Source organism: Streptomyces griseorubiginosus (genome assembly GCF_001514195.1).
Classification (GTDB): domain Bacteria; phylum Actinomycetota; class Actinomycetes; order Streptomycetales; family Streptomycetaceae; genus Streptomyces; species Streptomyces griseorubiginosus.
The window spans coordinates 322,482-337,799 of record NZ_KQ948737.1; the positions used below are offsets into that span (position 1 = coordinate 322,482).

The following is a 15,318-nucleotide window of genomic DNA, read 5'->3' on the forward strand; positions in this document are numbered from 1 at the left end:
GAACACACGCATAAGGAGTGGACGCCACGATGGTGTTCAAAAGGCTGCTCGGGTCGCTCGGAGTGGGCGGGCCCACGGTGGACACGGTTCTCGATCTGGGTGCCGGTCGACCCGGCTCGGCACTGACCGGGCAGGTCCATCTCAGGGGCGGTGACGCCGACTTCGACATCGAGCACATCGGCCTGGAGCTGGTGGCGCGGGTCGAGGCGGAGCACGAGGACGGCGAGAGCGAGGGCGTCGTCGTCTTCGACCGGTTCATCGTCGGCGGCGGCTTTCGGCTGGCGGCGGGTGAACCGCACAGCGTTCCGTTCGCCGTGGCGCTCCCCTGGGAGTCGCCGATCACCGAGCTGTACGGGCAGGGTCTGGGCATCGTGCTCGGCGTGCGGACCGAACTGGCCGTGGCCGGCGCGAAGGACAAGGGCGACCTGGACCCGCTGAACATCGCTCCGCTGCCGGCCCAGGAGGCGATCCTGGAGGCGCTCGGGCAGCTCGGCCTCGGGTTCAGGTCGACCGACCTCGAGTACGGGCAAATCGGCGGCACCGGCCAGCGTCTGCCCTTCTACCAGGAGATCGAGCTCACTCCGGCGCCGCAGTACGCCCACCTGGTCAACGAGATCGAGGTGACGTTCCTGGCGGGTCCGGGCGGGATGGAGGTCGTTTTGGAGGGGGACAAGCGCGGCGGCCCGTTCTCCTCCGGCCACGACGCGGTGACCAGGTTCAGCGTCTCCCACGAGGGTGTCGACCACCAGGACTGGAACACGGTCGTCGACGGCTGGATCCGCCAACTGGTGGAGCACCGGGCCGCGTACGGCTCACAGGCCGTCCACGGCCACGACCCGTACGCCCACGGCCATGGACACGGCGGTCACTACGGCGGCGGCGAGCACAACGACGACGGCCGCCGTTCCGGACCCGGCGTGGGCACCGCGATCGCCGCGGGCGCGGCGGGCTTGGCCGTGGGGGTGGTCGGCGGGATGGTCGCGGCCGAAGTGGTCGACGAGATCGGGGACTTCTTCGAGGGCGAGGAGGAAGAGGGGGAAGAGGGGGGCGACGAGGACTGACCGGTCGCCGGCACGCCCCACAGGGCCATCCGCACCCGAGCGAACTCCATGGACACAGCGGGAACTTGTCGGACCCACCGCGATTTTCTACATTGCTGTAGATATTCATGTGGTTCACCGACCGGTGGACCGGCTCCCGACCGAACTATGGAGTTCTCATGGCCCTGTGGGACCGCCTCAAGGAATCCGCCTCCACGATGCAGACCCAGCTGATGGCGAAGAAGAACGACCTCAAGAGCGGCGCCTTCCGCGACGCCAGCATGGCCATGTGCGCCCTGGTCGCCGCCGCCGACGGCACCGTCGACCCGTCCGAGCGGCAGCGGGTGGCCCAGCTGATCTCCACCAACGAGGTGCTTCAGAACTTCCCCGCCGATGACCTGCGGCGCCGCTTCGAGGACAATCTGACCAAGCTGACGACCGACTTCGACTTCGGCAAGGTCAGCGTGCTCCAGGAGATCGCCAAGGCCAAGAAGAAGCCCGCCGAGGCACGCGCGGTCATCCAGATCGGCGTCATCATCGGCGGCGCCGACGGGGACTTCGACAAGGACGAGCAGGCCGTGGTCCGCGAGGCGTGCTTCGCACTCGATCTGCCGCCGCACGAGTTCGACCTCTGACCGACACACGGCGCGCGGGGTGCCGGGCGGGCCGTCAGCAAGCCGCCCGGCACCCCGCGCTCATCGGCAGACCGTCTCGTTCACAGCGGCGTCGCGGCGTGCAGGATGAAGAGCATGGTCACCGCGGAGTTCGCGGACGACATGGCGGAGACCGCCGTGCCCGCGGCCGCGCTCCAGGCCGCCGGCCCCATCTCCGTGAACACCGACGGCCAGCTGCGCACGACGGGTGCGGGGGCGAGCAGGGCCGCCACCCGGCGTGGCACCGGCCCCGGCGCGGCGAACCCGGCGAGCGTGAGCGACGGAGCACCACGGGAGACCAGGGCCGCCTTGCCGATCGCTCGCGCCACCGTACGGCGGCTGCCGACCGCCTGCGCCGCTTCCTCGTCCGCCCACCGCTCCGCCGTGTACGACACCGCCGTCCGCAGGGGACGCAGCAACGGGTTGGCGAGCGAGGCGAGTTGGACCGCGAGGAGGAAGCGGTGATGACGTGCGGCGAGGTGGGCACGCTCGTGCGCGAACAGGGCCCGGCGCTCGGCCGGTTCCAGACACTCCAGCAGGGCGGTGGTCACCACCACCCGGTCCCGGCGGCCACCGGGCAGCGCATACGCGTACGGGACACCATCGGGCAGGACGGCCACCCCGGTGTCCGGGAGCCCTGCCAGCGCCCGGTGCGCCCGGCGCCGTACCCGGCCGTGTCGCCACAGCGCCCGCCCGCAGGCGGCCAATACGGCGAGCAGCGCCGGGATGGCGACCTTGCCCGCCACCTCGTCGAACGGCACGGCCGCGCGGACCTCGGGGTCGGACCAGCCGTCGGGGAGCGGATTGCCGGGCAGTTGGGCGGTGCCGACCACCATCACCAGCCCGAGACACAGCGTGCTGCACAGCGCCATCGCAGCCGACAGGGCGGTCAGCAGCCTGGTCGCGATGCGTGGATGCAGATGCTGCTCGGCCAGGCGGGCCACCGGCCACGCGGTGAGCGGCAGGACCAGCGGCAGAAAGACGAACACCCCCATGAGGCCTCAGTCTTCCCCTTCGGCCCGCGCCTGACCCAGCAGTTCCCGCAGCAGACGCTCGTCGTCCGGGCCGAGGCTGGTGACGAAGCTGGCCAGCACCGCCTCCCGGTCGCTCTCGGCGTCCAGCACCCGGCGCATCCGGTGCGCCGCGAGGCCGGCCTCGTCGGAGGAGGGCGTCCAGGCGAAGGAGCGGCCCGCCCGCTCCCGGGTCACCACACCCTTGGCCAGCAGCCGGGTCAGGATCGTGATGACCGTCGTATAGGCGAGGTCGGCGCCAAGGCGCTCCTGCACCCAGCCGGCGGTCGCCGGTCCGTCCGCCTCCCGCAGGGCCGACAGGACCTGCACCTCCAGCTCCCCCTGCCCCCGGCGCCGGGGACCGCTCCGGTGTTCCGTCACGCCCTGCCTCCTCTCCGCATCCCTAGCGCCAGCCCTCTCGCCATCCCTCACGCTGTCCGACCAGACATCTTATCGACGCCCCACCGGCCCTCTCGCGCACGACAGTTGCGGGTCGGCCGGAACCCCACCCGCCCAAATTTCTACAGTGTTGTAGATTCAAACTCGGGGTCCGTGACGCGGACTCGTACCGACCATGCGTGGAGGAATGAACCATGGGTGTTTCCCTGTCCAAGGGTGGCAACGTCTCGCTGAGCAAGGAGGCCCCGGGCCTCAGCGCCGTTCTGGTCGGCCTGGGCTGGGACGTGCGCAGCACCACCGGCGCCGACTTCGACCTCGACGCCTCCGCGCTGCTGCTGAACGCCTCCGGCAAGGTCGTCTCCGATCAGCACTTCGTCTTCTACAACAACCTGACCAGCCCGGACGGTTCGGTCGAGCACACCGGTGACAACCTCACGGGTGAGGGCGAGGGCGACGACGAGAGCATCAAGGTGAACCTGTCCGCCGTACCCGCCGAGATCGAGCGGATCGTCTTCCCGGTGTCGATCCACGACGCCGAGGCCCGGGCGCAGAGCTTCGGACAGATCCGCAACGCCTTCATCCGCGTCGTCAACCAGGCCGGCGGCTCCGAACTCGCCCGCTACGACCTGTCCGAGGACGCCTCCACCGAGACCGCGATGGTCTTCGGCGAGCTCTACCGCAACGGCACCGAGTGGAAGTTCCGGGCGGTCGGGCAGGGGTACGCCTCCGGGCTCGCCGGTATCGCCGCCGACTTCGGCGTGAACGTCTGAGGCGGGTCCGCCCCGGCGCCGGGTTCCTGCCTGCGGATGCGGACCCGGCGCCGCGCGCGACACGCCGTCCCCCTCGCCAGGAGGCCCCGGTGACCGTGCCGTTCCGTCTGCGCCACCAGGACCGGCCCGACTTCGAGGCCGTCCTGCACCTGGCGCTCAACACCCCTGACATCCGCTCCGCCCTCGGCGCCGATCCCACCGGCCGGACGTCCGCCCGGCTGCGTTTGCGCGCGCTCACGGACGCCGACGAGATAGCGGCGGCGTCACAGGACGAGTACGCGACCTATCTCGCCCTGCACGCCCCGGCCCACGAGAGCGGCGACGACCGCCCGGCGAGCAGCAGTGTGCTGTCGGCCCTGGCCGTCCTGACCCCGGCCGTCGCGGCGACGGCCGCCGCCGCGCTGCTCGTGCTCGGCTACGCGCTCCGACTGGCCGACGCACGACGCTCCTTGGCCGCGTCGCTGGTCACCGCGGGCTGGATCCTGGCGCTGATCGGGGCCGTGAGCGCACTCATCGCCCTCGTCGCCGTGCTGACCCAGGCGGTACGGCGACAGGGCGGACCCGCACGACCCGCCCGCGTGGAACAAGCGCGGCTGGAGTGGCAACGGGCGCTCCTGGCGCAGGGAATGCTGCCTCGCCTGCGTCACTACCTGAGTGAGACCAATTTGGGCCCGGCAGCACCCGGCCCGGCGCCACCGACCGAAGACGACCTCCCCCACGCCCGCCGACAATCCCCGCCCCACCACGCGAGAGGCTCCCGCATGTCGATCAACCTGAACAAGGGCCAGCAGATCAGTCTCCAGAAGGCCGACGGCAACGCCCTCACCACCGTCCGCATGGGCCTGGGCTGGCAGGCCGCGCCCCGCAAGGGGTTCCTCGCCAAGCTCACCGGCGGAGGTGAGATCGACCTGGACGCCTCCGCGATCCTCTTCGCCGGCGGCAAGCCCGTGGACGTCGTCTTCTTCCAGCACCTGACCAGCGACGACGGCTCCGTCCGGCACACCGGCGACAACCTCACCGGCGGCGCCGGCACCGGTGGGGACGACGAGTCGATCCTCGTCGACCTGACCCGCGTACCCACCCATGTCGACCAGATCGTCTTCACCGTGAACTCGTTCACCGGCCAGACCTTCGCCGAGGTCCAGAACGCCTTCTGCCGCCTCGTCGACGAGACGAACGGCACCGAACTCGCCCGTTACACCCTCACCGGCGGCGGGCGGCACACCGCGCAGATCATGGCGAAGGTCCGGCGCGGTCCGGGTGGCTGGCAGATGCAGGCGATCGGCGAACCGTCCACCGGCCGTACCTTCCAGGACCTGCTGCCCACCATCACGCCGTACCTCTAGAGCACGGGCCCTTCTGACTTCCTCACGGCCTGCCGGCGGCGTCTCCACGACGGACAGCAATGGAGAGCAGCACCTTCGTGATCTCCTCGGTCAGTCGCTCCTGGTGCGCGGTGAGGAAGAAGTGGCCGCCGGGCAGGGTGTGCAGGCCGAAGGTGTCCGACGTGTGCTCGCCCCAGGCGGCGGCTTCGGCGGCGGAGACCTTCGGGTCGTCGGTGCCGGTGAACACCGTCAGCGGGCAGTCCAGGGGCGGGCCGGGCTCGTAACGGTAGTTCTCGACGATCCGGTAGTCGGCGCGGATAGCGGGCAGCACCATGCGGACGAGTTCCTCGTCGGCGAAGACCCGGTCGTCGGTGCCGCTGAGCCGGCGGATCTCCCGGAGCAGGCCGTCGTCGTCCAACTGGTGTGCGTATCCAGGCCGTTGCCGGGAGGGCGCCCTCCTTCCGGAGACGAACAGGGCGGCCGGGACGTGCCCGGCCGCCGTCAGGCCACGGGCGACCTCGAAGGCGAGCACGGCTCCCAGGCTGTGGCCGAACAGGGCGAGCGGCCGGTCGGTCCAGGGCAGCAGCTCGTCGACGACCGCGCCCGTGAGCTCGGCCAGACTGTCCACGAACGGTTCGTTACGACGGTCCTGGCGCCCGGGGTACTGCACGGCCAGCACCTCCACCCCGGCGCCCAGCAGGCTCGGCAGCCCCGCGAAGAACGTTGCCGAGCCGCCGGCGTGGGGCAGGCAGACCAGCCGGACCGGTGCGGCGGGGCGCGGCTGGAATCGCCGTATCCACAGGGTGCTCTGGGGCTCGGTCATGAGGCTCCGTAGAGGGTCATCGCGCGGCCTGGGTGTCGTAGCGGTGGAAGCCCCGTCCCGACTTGCGGCCGAGCCGGCCCTCCTCGATCAGACGGTCCAGCAGGGGCGGGACGGCGTGGTGGGGGTCGCCGGTGCGGCGCTCCATCGTGCGCGCGACATCGGCGATGGTGTCGAGGCCGATGAGGTCGAGCACGGCGAGCGGGCCCATGGGGTGGCCGCAGCCGAGGGCCATGCCGCGGTCGATGTCCTCGGGGGTGGCCACGCCCGACTCGTACATGCGCACGGCGGAAAGCAGATACGGGATGAGGAGCGCGTTGACGACGAAGCCGCAGCGGTCCTCGGCGCGGACGGTCTCCTTGCCCAGTACGTCGGTCACGAAGGTCTCGGCGTCCTGGGCGGTGCGGTCGCTGGTGTGCAGGGAGCGGATGACCTCGACCAGGGGCATGGCGGGCACCGGGTTGAAGAAGTGCAGGCCGATCACGTTGCCTGGCCTGCTGGTGGCGTTGCCGAGGTCTGTGATGGACAGACTGGAGGTCGTCGAGGCGAGCACGGCGTGGGGCTCCTCGACGGTCTTGGCGAGGGTGGTGAACAGGCGCAGCTTCGCCTCGCGGTCCTCGGGGACGGCCTCGATGACGAACTGACGATCTGCCAGCTCGTCGGTGTCGTGGCCGAATCGGGCGCGGGTCTCGGCGGCCGCCCGTTGCCGTTCGTCGAGGTGTCCCTTGGCGAGGGCGCGGTCGAGGAGCCGCAGGACCCGGGTGCGGGCGCGCTCGGCGGAGGCGGGCCCGGTGCCCAGGACGTGGACGTCGAGTCCGCTGCGCAGGCACTCGGCGGCGATACCGGCGCCCATGGTGCCGCCCCCGACGACGCCGACCCGACGGGCGCTCATACGGCGGCTCGCGCGGTGGCCGAGGCCAGGGCCGGTGCCGGTGCCGGTGCCGGTGCCGGTGCCGGTGCCGGTGCCGGTGCCGGTGCCGACCAGCGCAGCAGGCCCGCGGCGACGGCCATGCCGGCGCCGAATCCGGCGAGCAGCACGAGGTCGCCCGCGGCGATCAGGCCGGAGCGGTTGGCCTCGTCGAGGGCGATGGCCACGGAGGCGCTGCCGGTGTTGCCGGTGTGGTCGAGCGGAAGGTGGGTGGCGGCGGCGGTGAGACCGCAGGCGTCGACGAGTTCGGCCACCATCGTGCCGTTGGCCTGGTGCGGCATGAAGTGGTCCACGTCCGCGGCCTTGCAGTCGCACCGGTCCAGCAGGTCGGCGATGATGCCGGGGACGTTGTCGAGGACGTAGTCGCGGACCTGGCGGCCCTGCATGTGCAGGAGGTGCGCGCGGTCGGCGAGGGTCTCGGCGGAGGCGGGGCGGCGGCTGCCGCCGCCGGGCAGCCAGATCAGTTCGTGGGCGTCGCCGCCGCCCACCATGTCGAGGTCGAGGAACCCGCTCTCCTCGTCGACGGCGGCGACCACGGCGGCTCCGGCGCCGTCGCCGAACAGGACGCTGGTGGCGCGGTCCTCGAAGTCGACGAACCGCGAGTACACGTCGGTACCGATCACCAGGGCCTTGGCGGCGGGGCGCAGCGTGATCAGGGCGCGGGCCAGGGCGAGGGCGGTGACGAAGCCGGAGCAGGCGATGTTCACGTCGAAGCAGCCGGCCCGGTGTGCGCCGAGGGCGTGCTGCACCAGGGCGGCGGTGGCGGGGATGGGCGCGTCGCCGGTGGTGGTGGAGACGATGAGGTAGTCGATCTCGCCCGCGTCGAGGCCCGCCGCCTCGAGTGCGGCGCGCGAGGCGTGGACGGCGAGATCGGAGGCGGCCTCGTCGGGGGCGACGAAGCGACGGGAGACGATCTTGGTCTTGCGGGTGATCCACTCCGCGTCGGTGCGGGGGACGATCCGGGCGATGTCCTCGTTGGTGACCACGCGTTCGGGCAGGTAGGAGCCGGTCGCGAGGATGCCTATGCCACAGGGCCCGGTGCTCGCCCCAGCCGTGTCCGGATTCATGTGCGGTTCCCTTCGGGTGTCGCGCCGCTCGCAGCCCTGTACGTCATCGGACGGCTGCCGGGGTGAACGGGCGCAGCGGATTGAGGGTGTCCTCGCCGATACGGGCGCGCAGTTCGGGTGCGGTGACACCGAGGCCGGGCTCGGGGGCCAGGCACAGGACGCCGACCTTGCCGATGTGCTGGTTGAGCTGGACGCGCCGGGTGGCCTCGGCGACCTCGGCCAGCGGGTGCACCTCGGAGACGACCGGGGCGATCTGGCCGCGCTCGAACAGGCGGGCGCACTCGACCATTTCCTGGAGGTTGGCGATATGGCTGCCGATGATCCGCTTCAGCTTCATCCACAGGTAGCGGTTGTCGAACTCGTGGTGGTATCCGGTGCTGGACCCGCAGGTGACCACGGCGCCGCCGCGTCGGACCACGAACACGGAGATGCCGAAGGTGGCGCGTCCCACGTGCTCGAAGGCGATGTGCGGGTCCGCCCCCAGCTCGCTCCGGATGATCGCGCCGAGCCGTTTGCCGGCCCTGATGGCGAGTTCGGGATCGTTGCCGGTGTCGTCCGTGATGCCGATCTCCTCGCGGTTGATCACCACATCGCAGCCGAGTCTGCGGGCGATCTCCACCTTCGACTCGGAGCCGACGACGCCCACGGCGATCCCGCCGCCGTTCTTCACCAACTGGGCGGCATACGCGCCCAGTCCGCCGGACGCGCCCCAGATCAGCACGATGTCGCCCTGCTTCATCCGGGCGCCCCGGTCGCTGACGAGCATCCGGTAGGCCGTGCCGCCGCAGACGGGGATGCTCGCACCCTCCTCCCAGGTCAAGTGGGGCGGTTTGGAGACGAGTTGGCTGGCCCGGGCGACGGCGTAGTGGGCGAGACCGCCGTAGTTGGTCTCGAAGCCCCACGCGAGCTGGTGCTCGCTGAGCATCCCGTCGGACTGGGTGGCAGGTTCCTGGTCGTCGACGTGGGCCGGGCTGACGATCACGTGGTCGCCGACGCGCCAGCGGCGCACTCCGGTGCCCACGCGCACGATGACGCCGGAGCCGTCCGAGCCGAGGACGTGGAAGGGCTGGTCGTGCCGGGCCGCCCAACCGCCCTGACGGCCGTAGTGGCGCAGGAAGCGGAAGGTGGACAGGGGCTCGAACTTGGCGGACCAGACGGTGTTGTAGTTGACGGAGCTGGCCATGACCGCGATGAGCACCTCGTCGGGTGCCAGCTCGGGCATCGGGACCTCACCCACCCGCAGGGTGCGCCGGACGTCCTTGTCGGCGCCCTCGGGGCAGTCACGGAAGACGTCCTCGTCCTCGACCCGCAGGTGAGCAGCGGTGAAGTGGCGGGGCAGCGGGGCGCGTTGGAGTTCTTCGGGGGAGGCCCCGGACAGCACGGCATCGGACAGCGACATCTCGGGCACCTCATTCACCTTCGGGCGGTTCGATGGACAGCGCGTGCCGGAACACGTTGCGCGGGTCGTACGCAGCCTTGGCGCGCTGGAGCCGGGGGTAGTTGTCCTTGTAGTAGAAGGTCGACCACGGCACCCCCGACGTGTTCTGGGCGGGATCGGCCATGTCGGCGTCGACGTAGTTGATGTAGCAGCCGTCCCAGGTGCCGTCGGGCACAGGCACTCCCCCGGTGTCGGCGTAGACCTCGCGGTACATGCTCCGGACCCAGGAGATGTGCTGGTCGTCGGTGGCCGGGTCGACCCACCAGGCCTGGTACTGCATCTTGACGAACGAGTCGCGTTGCGGGATCGCGGTGGCGTCGGAGGCGACCGTGCCGATCTCTCCGCCGTAGGGGAAGAGGATCAGTGAGGCGCCCGGGTTGCTGTAGTCGGACGAGGTCAGATGGCGGTGGATGACCGCGGCCTGCTCGGTGGTGAAGTTGCCCTTGAGGTAGGCGGACCGGGCTTTGACCCGGACGGCGGGGGCCGCGTAATTCGAGGTGGAGATGAAGCGGGTGGCCTGGCCCCAGGTGACCTTGGTGGGTGCGGCGGCCAGGCTGTCGCGGACGGCCTGGGCGGTGCCGGCGCCGATCGCGGTCAGGTGGTCGGCCAGGATCGCCTCGGCGTCGGGGGCGTCGGCGTCCACCTGGGTGATGAGGGTCAGGACGCCTGCCGCGATGTGGTTCAGGCCGAACAGGCTGGACAGTGCGTTCTCCGGCGCCCCGGGCGCGCTGTGGGCCTGCTGCCAGGCGCAGAAGTTGCGCAGCAGCCGCCCGAAGTCGGCCTCGTCGACGGAACTCCATGGGATGGCGACGATGTTGAGCAGGACGTGGGACGGCGGGGCGGGCAGCAGGGTGTCCGGATCGGTGCCGGTCGCGTCGGGACTGCGGAACCAATAGCGCGTCACCACACCGAAGTTGCCGCCGCCGCCTCCGGTGTGCGCCCACCACAGGTCGTGGTGCGGGTCGTTCGGATCGTTGGTCGCGACGACAGCCCTGGCCCGGCCGGCCGCGTCGACGACCACGACCTCCACGGCGTGCAGGTGGTCGACGACGAGGCCGAACTGGCGTGACAGCAGCCCGTATCCGCCGCCGCAGGCGTGGCCGCCCATCCCCACCGAGTAGCACAGGCCACCGGGGAGGGTGACACCCCAGCCGCGGTAGAGGGTGTCGTACACGTTGAGGAGGATGGCGCCCGGCTCCACGCAGAAGGCGCGGCGGGACTCGTCGTAGAAGACCTTGTCCAGGGTCGACAGGTCGAGGACGGTCTCGATCTCGGGGTTGTAGACGAAGTCCTCGAAGCAGCCGCCGCCGCTGCGCACCGAGAGCCGCTTGCCGTCGGTGACCGCCTCCTGGACGGCGGCGACGGCGTCCGCGGTGCTGCGGATCACCCGGATCTGCTCGGGCCGGCCGACCCAGCGTTTGTTGTAGCCGGTGGTCATGTCGTCGTAACGGCCGTCCTGCGGGGTGACGACGATCGGGGCGCGTGTGCTGTGACCAGCGCTCGTGGTGCCCTTGCTGCTCGTGGTGTCCTCGGCGGTCGCGGCGTGTGCGGTGCCGCTCCCGCCGGCCGCCGCTGTCGTTCCTGTCACGGTCACCCCCGCGATCGCGTATTCGAGCAGTCTTCTGCGGTCCAGCTCCGGCATGCGGCCTCTCTCTTCCTGGATGGTTGCGGTCAGCGACGCGGGCCGGCCACGGCGGGCATGCTGGTGATCGCGCTGACGAAGTTGCTGGTCACCCGGACCGGCTCACCGATCTCGAAGTCCGGTACACGGCGCAGGAGTTCGCCGAGCAGCATGCGCAGTTCCATCCGGGCCAGGACGCTGCCGAGGCAGTGGTGCGGCCCGCCGCCGCCGAAGCTGATGTGCCGGTTGGGGGTGCGGGCGAGGTCGAGGGTGTTCGGGTCGGTGAAGACGCGTTCGTCGCGGTTGCCCGACGGGTAGAACAGGGCGACCTTGTCACCGGCGCTGATCTTCTGGCCGTTCAGCTCGGTGTCGCGGCTTGCGGTGCGGCGCAGAGTGAGGACGGGGGTCGCCCAGCGCAGCAGTTCCTCCACGGCCTTGCCGGAGCGGGCGTCGAAGTCGGCGGCGAGCAGGGCGCGTTGGGCGGGAAAGTCGGAGAGCGCCTTGCCGGCGTGGCTGATGGTCTGCCGGGGGGTGTCGAAGCCCGCGCCGATGAGCAGCAGGAAGAAGGCGCTGATCTCGGCGTCGGTCAGGCCCTCGCCGTCGACCCTGGCCTGCACGAGGTCGGTCATCACGTCGTCCTGCGGATCGGCGCGGCGGGCCTTGGCCATCTCCACGGCGGTGCCGGACACCAGGCCGACGACCTCGTTGACCAACTCGGCGCGGTCCTTGCCGAGTTTCTCCGCCTCGTCGCGGCTGGAGAGCATGATGCTGATCGCCTCGGTGAAGCGGTCGATCTCGGCCGTCTCCAGACCCAGCATGTAGGTCATCGTCCAGCGGGCCATGGGCATCGACACCTTCGCGACGAAGTCGCATTCGCCGGCCGTCGCGAAGTCCTCGACGATGCGCTCGACTTCGGCAGCCATCGACGCGCGCATCTGCTCCATGCGGGCCGGGCTGAACGCGGACGAGACGAGACTGCGCAGCTTCAGATGGCGCGGTGCGTCCAGGGCGACGATCGACTGGGTCGCCTGGAGGATGTCGTCGGGCAGTTCCTCGAACTGCACGCCCTTGCTGGAGATGTAAAGGTCGGGTTGGCTGCTGACGGCGACGATGTCGGCGTGCCGGACCACGGCCCAGAATCCGTCGTCGGGCGGGGTGGGCAGCAGGCTTCCCTCGGGTGCCTTGTGCCAGGAGACCGGGCGGGTGTCGCGCAGGGTCCGGAAGGTGTCGTCCCAGGCGGCGGGGGGCTGCGACCAGAACTGGATGGACGATATGTCGGCGGTGTCGAACTGCCGGGACGCGGCGGTTGCCAAGGTCTCCTCCTGGGCGGGAAGCGGCACGTGTGGGGCCACGACGTGCGGACATCGCCGCCGAGCATGCGACGGGCCCCCTGCCGGGGCCTTGTCGGATCGCTTGCCGCTTCCTTGCGGCGGGGCGTTCGCCTGCTCGGGGGGCGCGGGCGCGCAGGCTGGTGCGGGCGCGCGGGCCGGTGCGGGCGCCTCCCTCGGGCGAGGTGCCCGGCGGTGCGGGCCCCTCCCCCGGGCGAATGCGGCTTCGCGGCCGCCTCCTCAGGCAGCTGCTCAGGCAGAATGCGGCGGCGCGGGTGCCGGGACGCGGGCGCTGTTCGGCGTGCCTGGCGCGGCGAGGAGCCGGGTCGTCCGGCGGACGCGGTCCCGGCGCTGCTCCTGCTCACCGTGCGGCGCCGCGCGCCGTTGTCCCAGCGCCCGCGCCACGCTCTCGCGCAGCCGGGCGCGGTCGCAGCCGCTCAGTTCGCCGAGCAGGACCTCCTGGACGAGTTCGTCGTGGAAGGAGAGCAGAAAGGGGGGCTGCGCCGCACGACGGAGCAGCCCGCACCGGGTCGCCGTCCCGATGGCCGACTCCACGTCGGTGCGGGCGCCCATCACGTCGTCGACCAGGTCGAATGCAAAGGCGGAGCCGAGCGTGGAGCAGCAGCGCAGGACGTCGAGCACCGGCCCCGGCAGCCCCGCAAGGCGCCGTCCGAGTGCCTGCCGGACGCCGAGCGGCACGTCGGCGAGGGCGTTCTGGACGGCCGTACGGTCCCCCAGCAGACCGGGGTCGCCGACGGCCGCGATGAACTGGTGCAGGAAGTACGGGTTGCCGCGGCTGCGGCCGTGCAGCAGCCCGAGCACGTCGTCGGGCACGTCTGCGGCGGTGTGCCCCGCCACGAGTTCGCGGGTGTCCCAGGGGGACAGTCCCCCGAGCCGCACACTGCGAGTCCGTGAGTCCCCGAGTGCTTCCGCGACCGCGTTCCCGCCCATGAAGTCAGCGGCGACCGCGGTGTCGTCGGCGGTGACGACGATGCTCAGCGGTTCGCAGTGCAGCCGGGTGCGCAGCAGTCCGAGCAGTTCCAGGGAGGACTCGTCGGCCTGGTCGAGATCTTCGAGCACGACGACCAGGGGGTCGTCGGCGGCGAGCGAGAGCAGGGTCTCGCACATGGCGTCCTGGGTGAGGAAACGGGCGCGCGCCGAGGGAGCGTCGCTGTTCACCGTCCGCAGGCCCGACTCGGGGGTGAGGATCAGCGGGGCCAGCAGGCTGCCGAAGCGGGCCTCGGCCTTGCGGAACGCCTCAGGGCGTGAGACCGCGAGCTGCCGGAAGATCTGCGCCCACACCCAGTACGCGGGAACACCCTCACCTGCGGTACAGCGGCCCCAGACCACCTCCTGGAGCAACTCCTGCAACCCGCGGGCCAGTTCCTGCACCAACTCGGTCTTGCCGACCCCTAACTCCCCCAGCACGGCGGTCAGATGGCTGCCGCCTTCCAGGGCGTCGAGCACATGGCCACCGAGGACGGCTAGTTCACGGTCCCGGCCCACGAGGGCTCCCCGGCTCCGGGCGCCCCGGGGCGGGCGAAGTGTTCGGGAGCCGCTCCTGTCGACCGTGCCACCGCCGAACACAGGTCGGCGGGGCCTGCGGAGACGTCGTTCGGGCAGGGGCGTGGGAACGTCGGCCGAGGGGGCCGGTGCGGGTTCCGGGGGGTTCGCAGGCGTCTCGGCGGGTGGCGGTGAGGCCGGGGCCGCGCTGCGATCGGTTGTCACGCAGGATCCGGCCGACAGCGGCGGCTCGCTGACGGGGAGGCGCTGGTTCAGTATGTCGGAGTGCACGCGCTGGAGTTCGGCGCCCGGGTCGACACCGAGTTCCTCGGCAAGGTGGCGGCGGGTCTGCTCGTAGAGGCGTAAGGACTCCGCTTGGCGCCCCAGGAGGTATAAGCCACTCATCAGGTGGCCCACACAGCGCTCGCGGGTCGGGTTGCGCTGCACTTCCGGGTACAGCGTGGTGACGACGGAGTCCGCCTCGCCGATGGCCAGGCAGGCACCGGCCCTTGTCTCGACCGCGGTCAGCCGCAGTTGCTCCAGCCGTTCGTTCTCGTCGGCGATCGGCCCGTACGAGGTGAGCTCGAGATAGGGGTCGCCGCGCCACAGGGCGAGCGCCCGGGTGAGTTCGTCGCGGGCGCTGCGGAAGCGCTGGTGGGTCAGGTCGCGCCGGCCCCGGTCGACCAGGGTCTCGAAGCGGTGGACGTCCACGAGTTCGGGGTCGATCTCCAGGACGTAGCCCGGCGAGCGGTGGCGGACCCGGGCCTCGGCACGGCCCTGTTCACCGCCCGACGCCAGCGCGCGGCGCAGATGCGACACATAGGTCTGGAGTGTGGCGATGGGACGGCGGGGCGGCCGACCGGCCCACAGTTCGTCGACCAGCTGCCCGGTCGCGACGACGTTGCCGAGGCGCACCAGCAACAGGCCCAGCAGGGCGCGGTGACGCAGCGGCCCCAGCGGAAGGGAGCGTCCGGCGTGCAGTGCGGTCAGCGATCCGAAGACGCGCAACTCCCACGGCGGGATGCTCCCGGTCTCCTTCTCGCCGCTTGTCCGCTCCGGAGTCATACCCGTGAACACATCCGACATGCGCTTCCTTTGGTCGCAGGAGGAGGCTGTTGAACAGAGCGGTTTCACACATCAGAAGGGATTACGAAGGATAGCTTTCGGCCACTCGCCCAAGAAGTGGTTGTCCGGCCCTCTACCGGTTCTTTCCCCGATGTTTGCGCGGGAGTTTGCAAGTAACGAATCAACCGTCCGAACTCCTATTTTCATTCTCGGACTCAAGCCTCCGATCCCCCCGCCGACCACCTGGATACCGTGCTGCCGCGAGATCGTAGAACAGGCACTGTGCCGAAAATGTGACGCACCTCGAGACCGATTGCATTCAGCCACCACGTGTCTCGTTGCCGCCCTGGC

The 15,318-nt window shown here is 70.9% G+C and carries 13 protein-coding genes; 4 read left to right on the forward strand and 9 right to left on the reverse strand.

The genetic code is table 11. The features are described from left to right. Nucleotides 1-29 precede the first annotated feature (29 nt). Both AQJ54_RS19945 and AQJ54_RS19950 read left to right on the forward strand, forming a co-directional pair. Complete coding sequence (locus AQJ54_RS19945; protein ID WP_062240422.1) at nucleotides 30-1,061, forward strand: sporulation protein; 1,032 nt, start codon at nucleotides 30-32, stop codon at nucleotides 1,059-1,061. A 158-nt stretch (nucleotides 1,062-1,219) separates the two neighbouring features. Beyond that, on the forward strand, nucleotides 1,220-1,675 hold the full coding sequence (locus AQJ54_RS19950) for a tellurite resistance TerB family protein (protein WP_062019677.1): 456 nt from the start codon (nucleotides 1,220-1,222) through the stop codon (nucleotides 1,673-1,675). A gap of 80 nt (nucleotides 1,676-1,755) precedes the next feature. On the opposite strand, the gene AQJ54_RS19955 is transcribed toward AQJ54_RS19950, so the two are convergent. Together AQJ54_RS19955 and AQJ54_RS19960 are read right to left on the reverse strand one after the other, a co-directional pair. Beyond that, complete coding sequence (locus tag AQJ54_RS19955; RefSeq protein ID WP_062239194.1) at nucleotides 1,756-2,688, reverse strand: M56 family metallopeptidase; 933 nt, start codon at nucleotides 2,686-2,688, stop codon at nucleotides 1,756-1,758. Nucleotides 2,689-2,694: 6 nt separating this feature from the next. Beyond that, a complete protein-coding gene (locus tag AQJ54_RS19960; protein WP_062239197.1) occupies nucleotides 2,695-3,084 on the reverse strand; it encodes a BlaI/MecI/CopY family transcriptional regulator in 390 nt (129 codons plus the stop codon). A 212-nt stretch (nucleotides 3,085-3,296) separates the two neighbouring features. Between AQJ54_RS19960 and AQJ54_RS19965 the strand changes: the two genes are divergently transcribed. Continuing rightward, nucleotides 3,297-3,872, forward strand: a complete 576-nt coding sequence (locus AQJ54_RS19965) for a TerD family protein (RefSeq protein WP_062239200.1) — start codon at nucleotides 3,297-3,299, stop codon at nucleotides 3,870-3,872. Between the two features lie 761 nt (nucleotides 3,873-4,633). Continuing rightward, a complete protein-coding gene (locus AQJ54_RS19970; RefSeq protein ID WP_062240426.1) occupies nucleotides 4,634-5,218 on the forward strand; it encodes a TerD family protein in 585 nt (194 codons plus the stop codon). A gap of 22 nt (nucleotides 5,219-5,240) precedes the next feature. On the opposite strand, the gene AQJ54_RS19975 is transcribed toward AQJ54_RS19970, so the two are convergent. The 7 genes from AQJ54_RS19975 to AQJ54_RS20005 all read right to left on the reverse strand — a co-directional run bounded on the left by AQJ54_RS19975 (nucleotide 5,241) and on the right by AQJ54_RS20005 (nucleotide 14,988). Continuing rightward, entirely contained in the window at nucleotides 5,241-6,020 is a 780-nt protein-coding gene (locus AQJ54_RS19975; RefSeq protein WP_062239203.1) for a thioesterase II family protein, read from the reverse strand. 16 nt (nucleotides 6,021-6,036) lie between these two features. Next, nucleotides 6,037-6,909 carry a 3-hydroxybutyryl-CoA dehydrogenase gene (locus tag AQJ54_RS19980; RefSeq protein ID WP_062019687.1) on the reverse strand — a complete coding sequence of 291 codons (873 nt, stop codon included), beginning with the start codon at nucleotides 6,907-6,909 and terminating at the stop codon, nucleotides 6,037-6,039. Further along, entirely contained in the window at nucleotides 6,906-8,012 is a 1,107-nt protein-coding gene (locus AQJ54_RS19985; RefSeq protein WP_248845396.1) for a 3-oxoacyl-ACP synthase III family protein, read from the reverse strand. Before AQJ54_RS19985 ends, AQJ54_RS19980 begins: the two co-directional genes overlap by 4 nt. Nucleotides 8,013-8,055: 43 nt before the next feature. Beyond that, nucleotides 8,056-9,411, reverse strand: coding sequence for a crotonyl-CoA carboxylase/reductase (gene ccrA, locus AQJ54_RS19990; protein ID WP_062240430.1), 1,356 nt, complete (start codon nucleotides 9,409-9,411; stop codon nucleotides 8,056-8,058). 10 nt (nucleotides 9,412-9,421) lie between these two features. Next, nucleotides 9,422-11,092, reverse strand: a complete 1,671-nt coding sequence (locus AQJ54_RS19995; RefSeq protein WP_062239206.1) for an FAD-binding oxidoreductase — start codon at nucleotides 11,090-11,092, stop codon at nucleotides 9,422-9,424. Nucleotides 11,093-11,121: 29 nt separating this feature from the next. Beyond that, nucleotides 11,122-12,384, reverse strand: a complete 1,263-nt coding sequence (locus tag AQJ54_RS20000) for a cytochrome P450 (RefSeq protein ID WP_062019693.1) — start codon at nucleotides 12,382-12,384, stop codon at nucleotides 11,122-11,124. 267 nt (nucleotides 12,385-12,651) lie between these two features. Continuing rightward, on the reverse strand, nucleotides 12,652-14,988 hold the full coding sequence (locus tag AQJ54_RS20005; protein WP_062239208.1) for an ATP-binding protein: 2,337 nt from the start codon (nucleotides 14,986-14,988) through the stop codon (nucleotides 12,652-12,654). Nucleotides 14,989-15,318 lie beyond the last annotated feature (330 nt).

Excerpts from the sequence above, each read along its gene's own strand:
- AQJ54_RS19945 (WP_062240422.1), top strand. The coding sequence starts at position 30 with ATGGTGTTCAAAAGGCTGCTCGGGTCGCTCGGAGTGGGCGGGCCCACG.
- AQJ54_RS19950 (WP_062019677.1), top strand. The coding sequence starts at position 1,220 with ATGGCCCTGTGGGACCGCCTCAAGGAATCCGCCTCCACGATGCAGACC.
- AQJ54_RS19955 (WP_062239194.1), bottom strand. The coding sequence starts at position 2,688 with ATGGGGGTGTTCGTCTTTCTGCCGCTGGTCCTGCCGCTCACCGCGTGG.
- AQJ54_RS19965 (WP_062239200.1), top strand. The coding sequence starts at position 3,297 with ATGGGTGTTTCCCTGTCCAAGGGTGGCAACGTCTCGCTGAGCAAGGAG.
- AQJ54_RS19970 (WP_062240426.1), top strand. The coding sequence starts at position 4,634 with ATGTCGATCAACCTGAACAAGGGCCAGCAGATCAGTCTCCAGAAGGCC.
- AQJ54_RS19975 (WP_062239203.1), bottom strand. The coding sequence starts at position 6,020 with ATGACCGAGCCCCAGAGCACCCTGTGGATACGGCGATTCCAGCCGCGC.
- AQJ54_RS19980 (WP_062019687.1), bottom strand. The coding sequence starts at position 6,909 with ATGAGCGCCCGTCGGGTCGGCGTCGTCGGGGGCGGCACCATGGGCGCC.
- AQJ54_RS19985 (WP_248845396.1), bottom strand. The coding sequence starts at position 8,012 with ATGAATCCGGACACGGCTGGGGCGAGCACCGGGCCCTGTGGCATAGGC.
- ccrA (WP_062240430.1), bottom strand. The coding sequence starts at position 9,411 with ATGTCGCTGTCCGATGCCGTGCTGTCCGGGGCCTCCCCCGAAGAACTC.
- AQJ54_RS19995 (WP_062239206.1), bottom strand. The coding sequence starts at position 11,092 with ATGCCGGAGCTGGACCGCAGAAGACTGCTCGAATACGCGATCGCGGGG.
- AQJ54_RS20005 (WP_062239208.1), bottom strand. The coding sequence starts at position 14,988 with ATGTCGGATGTGTTCACGGGTATGACTCCGGAGCGGACAAGCGGCGAG.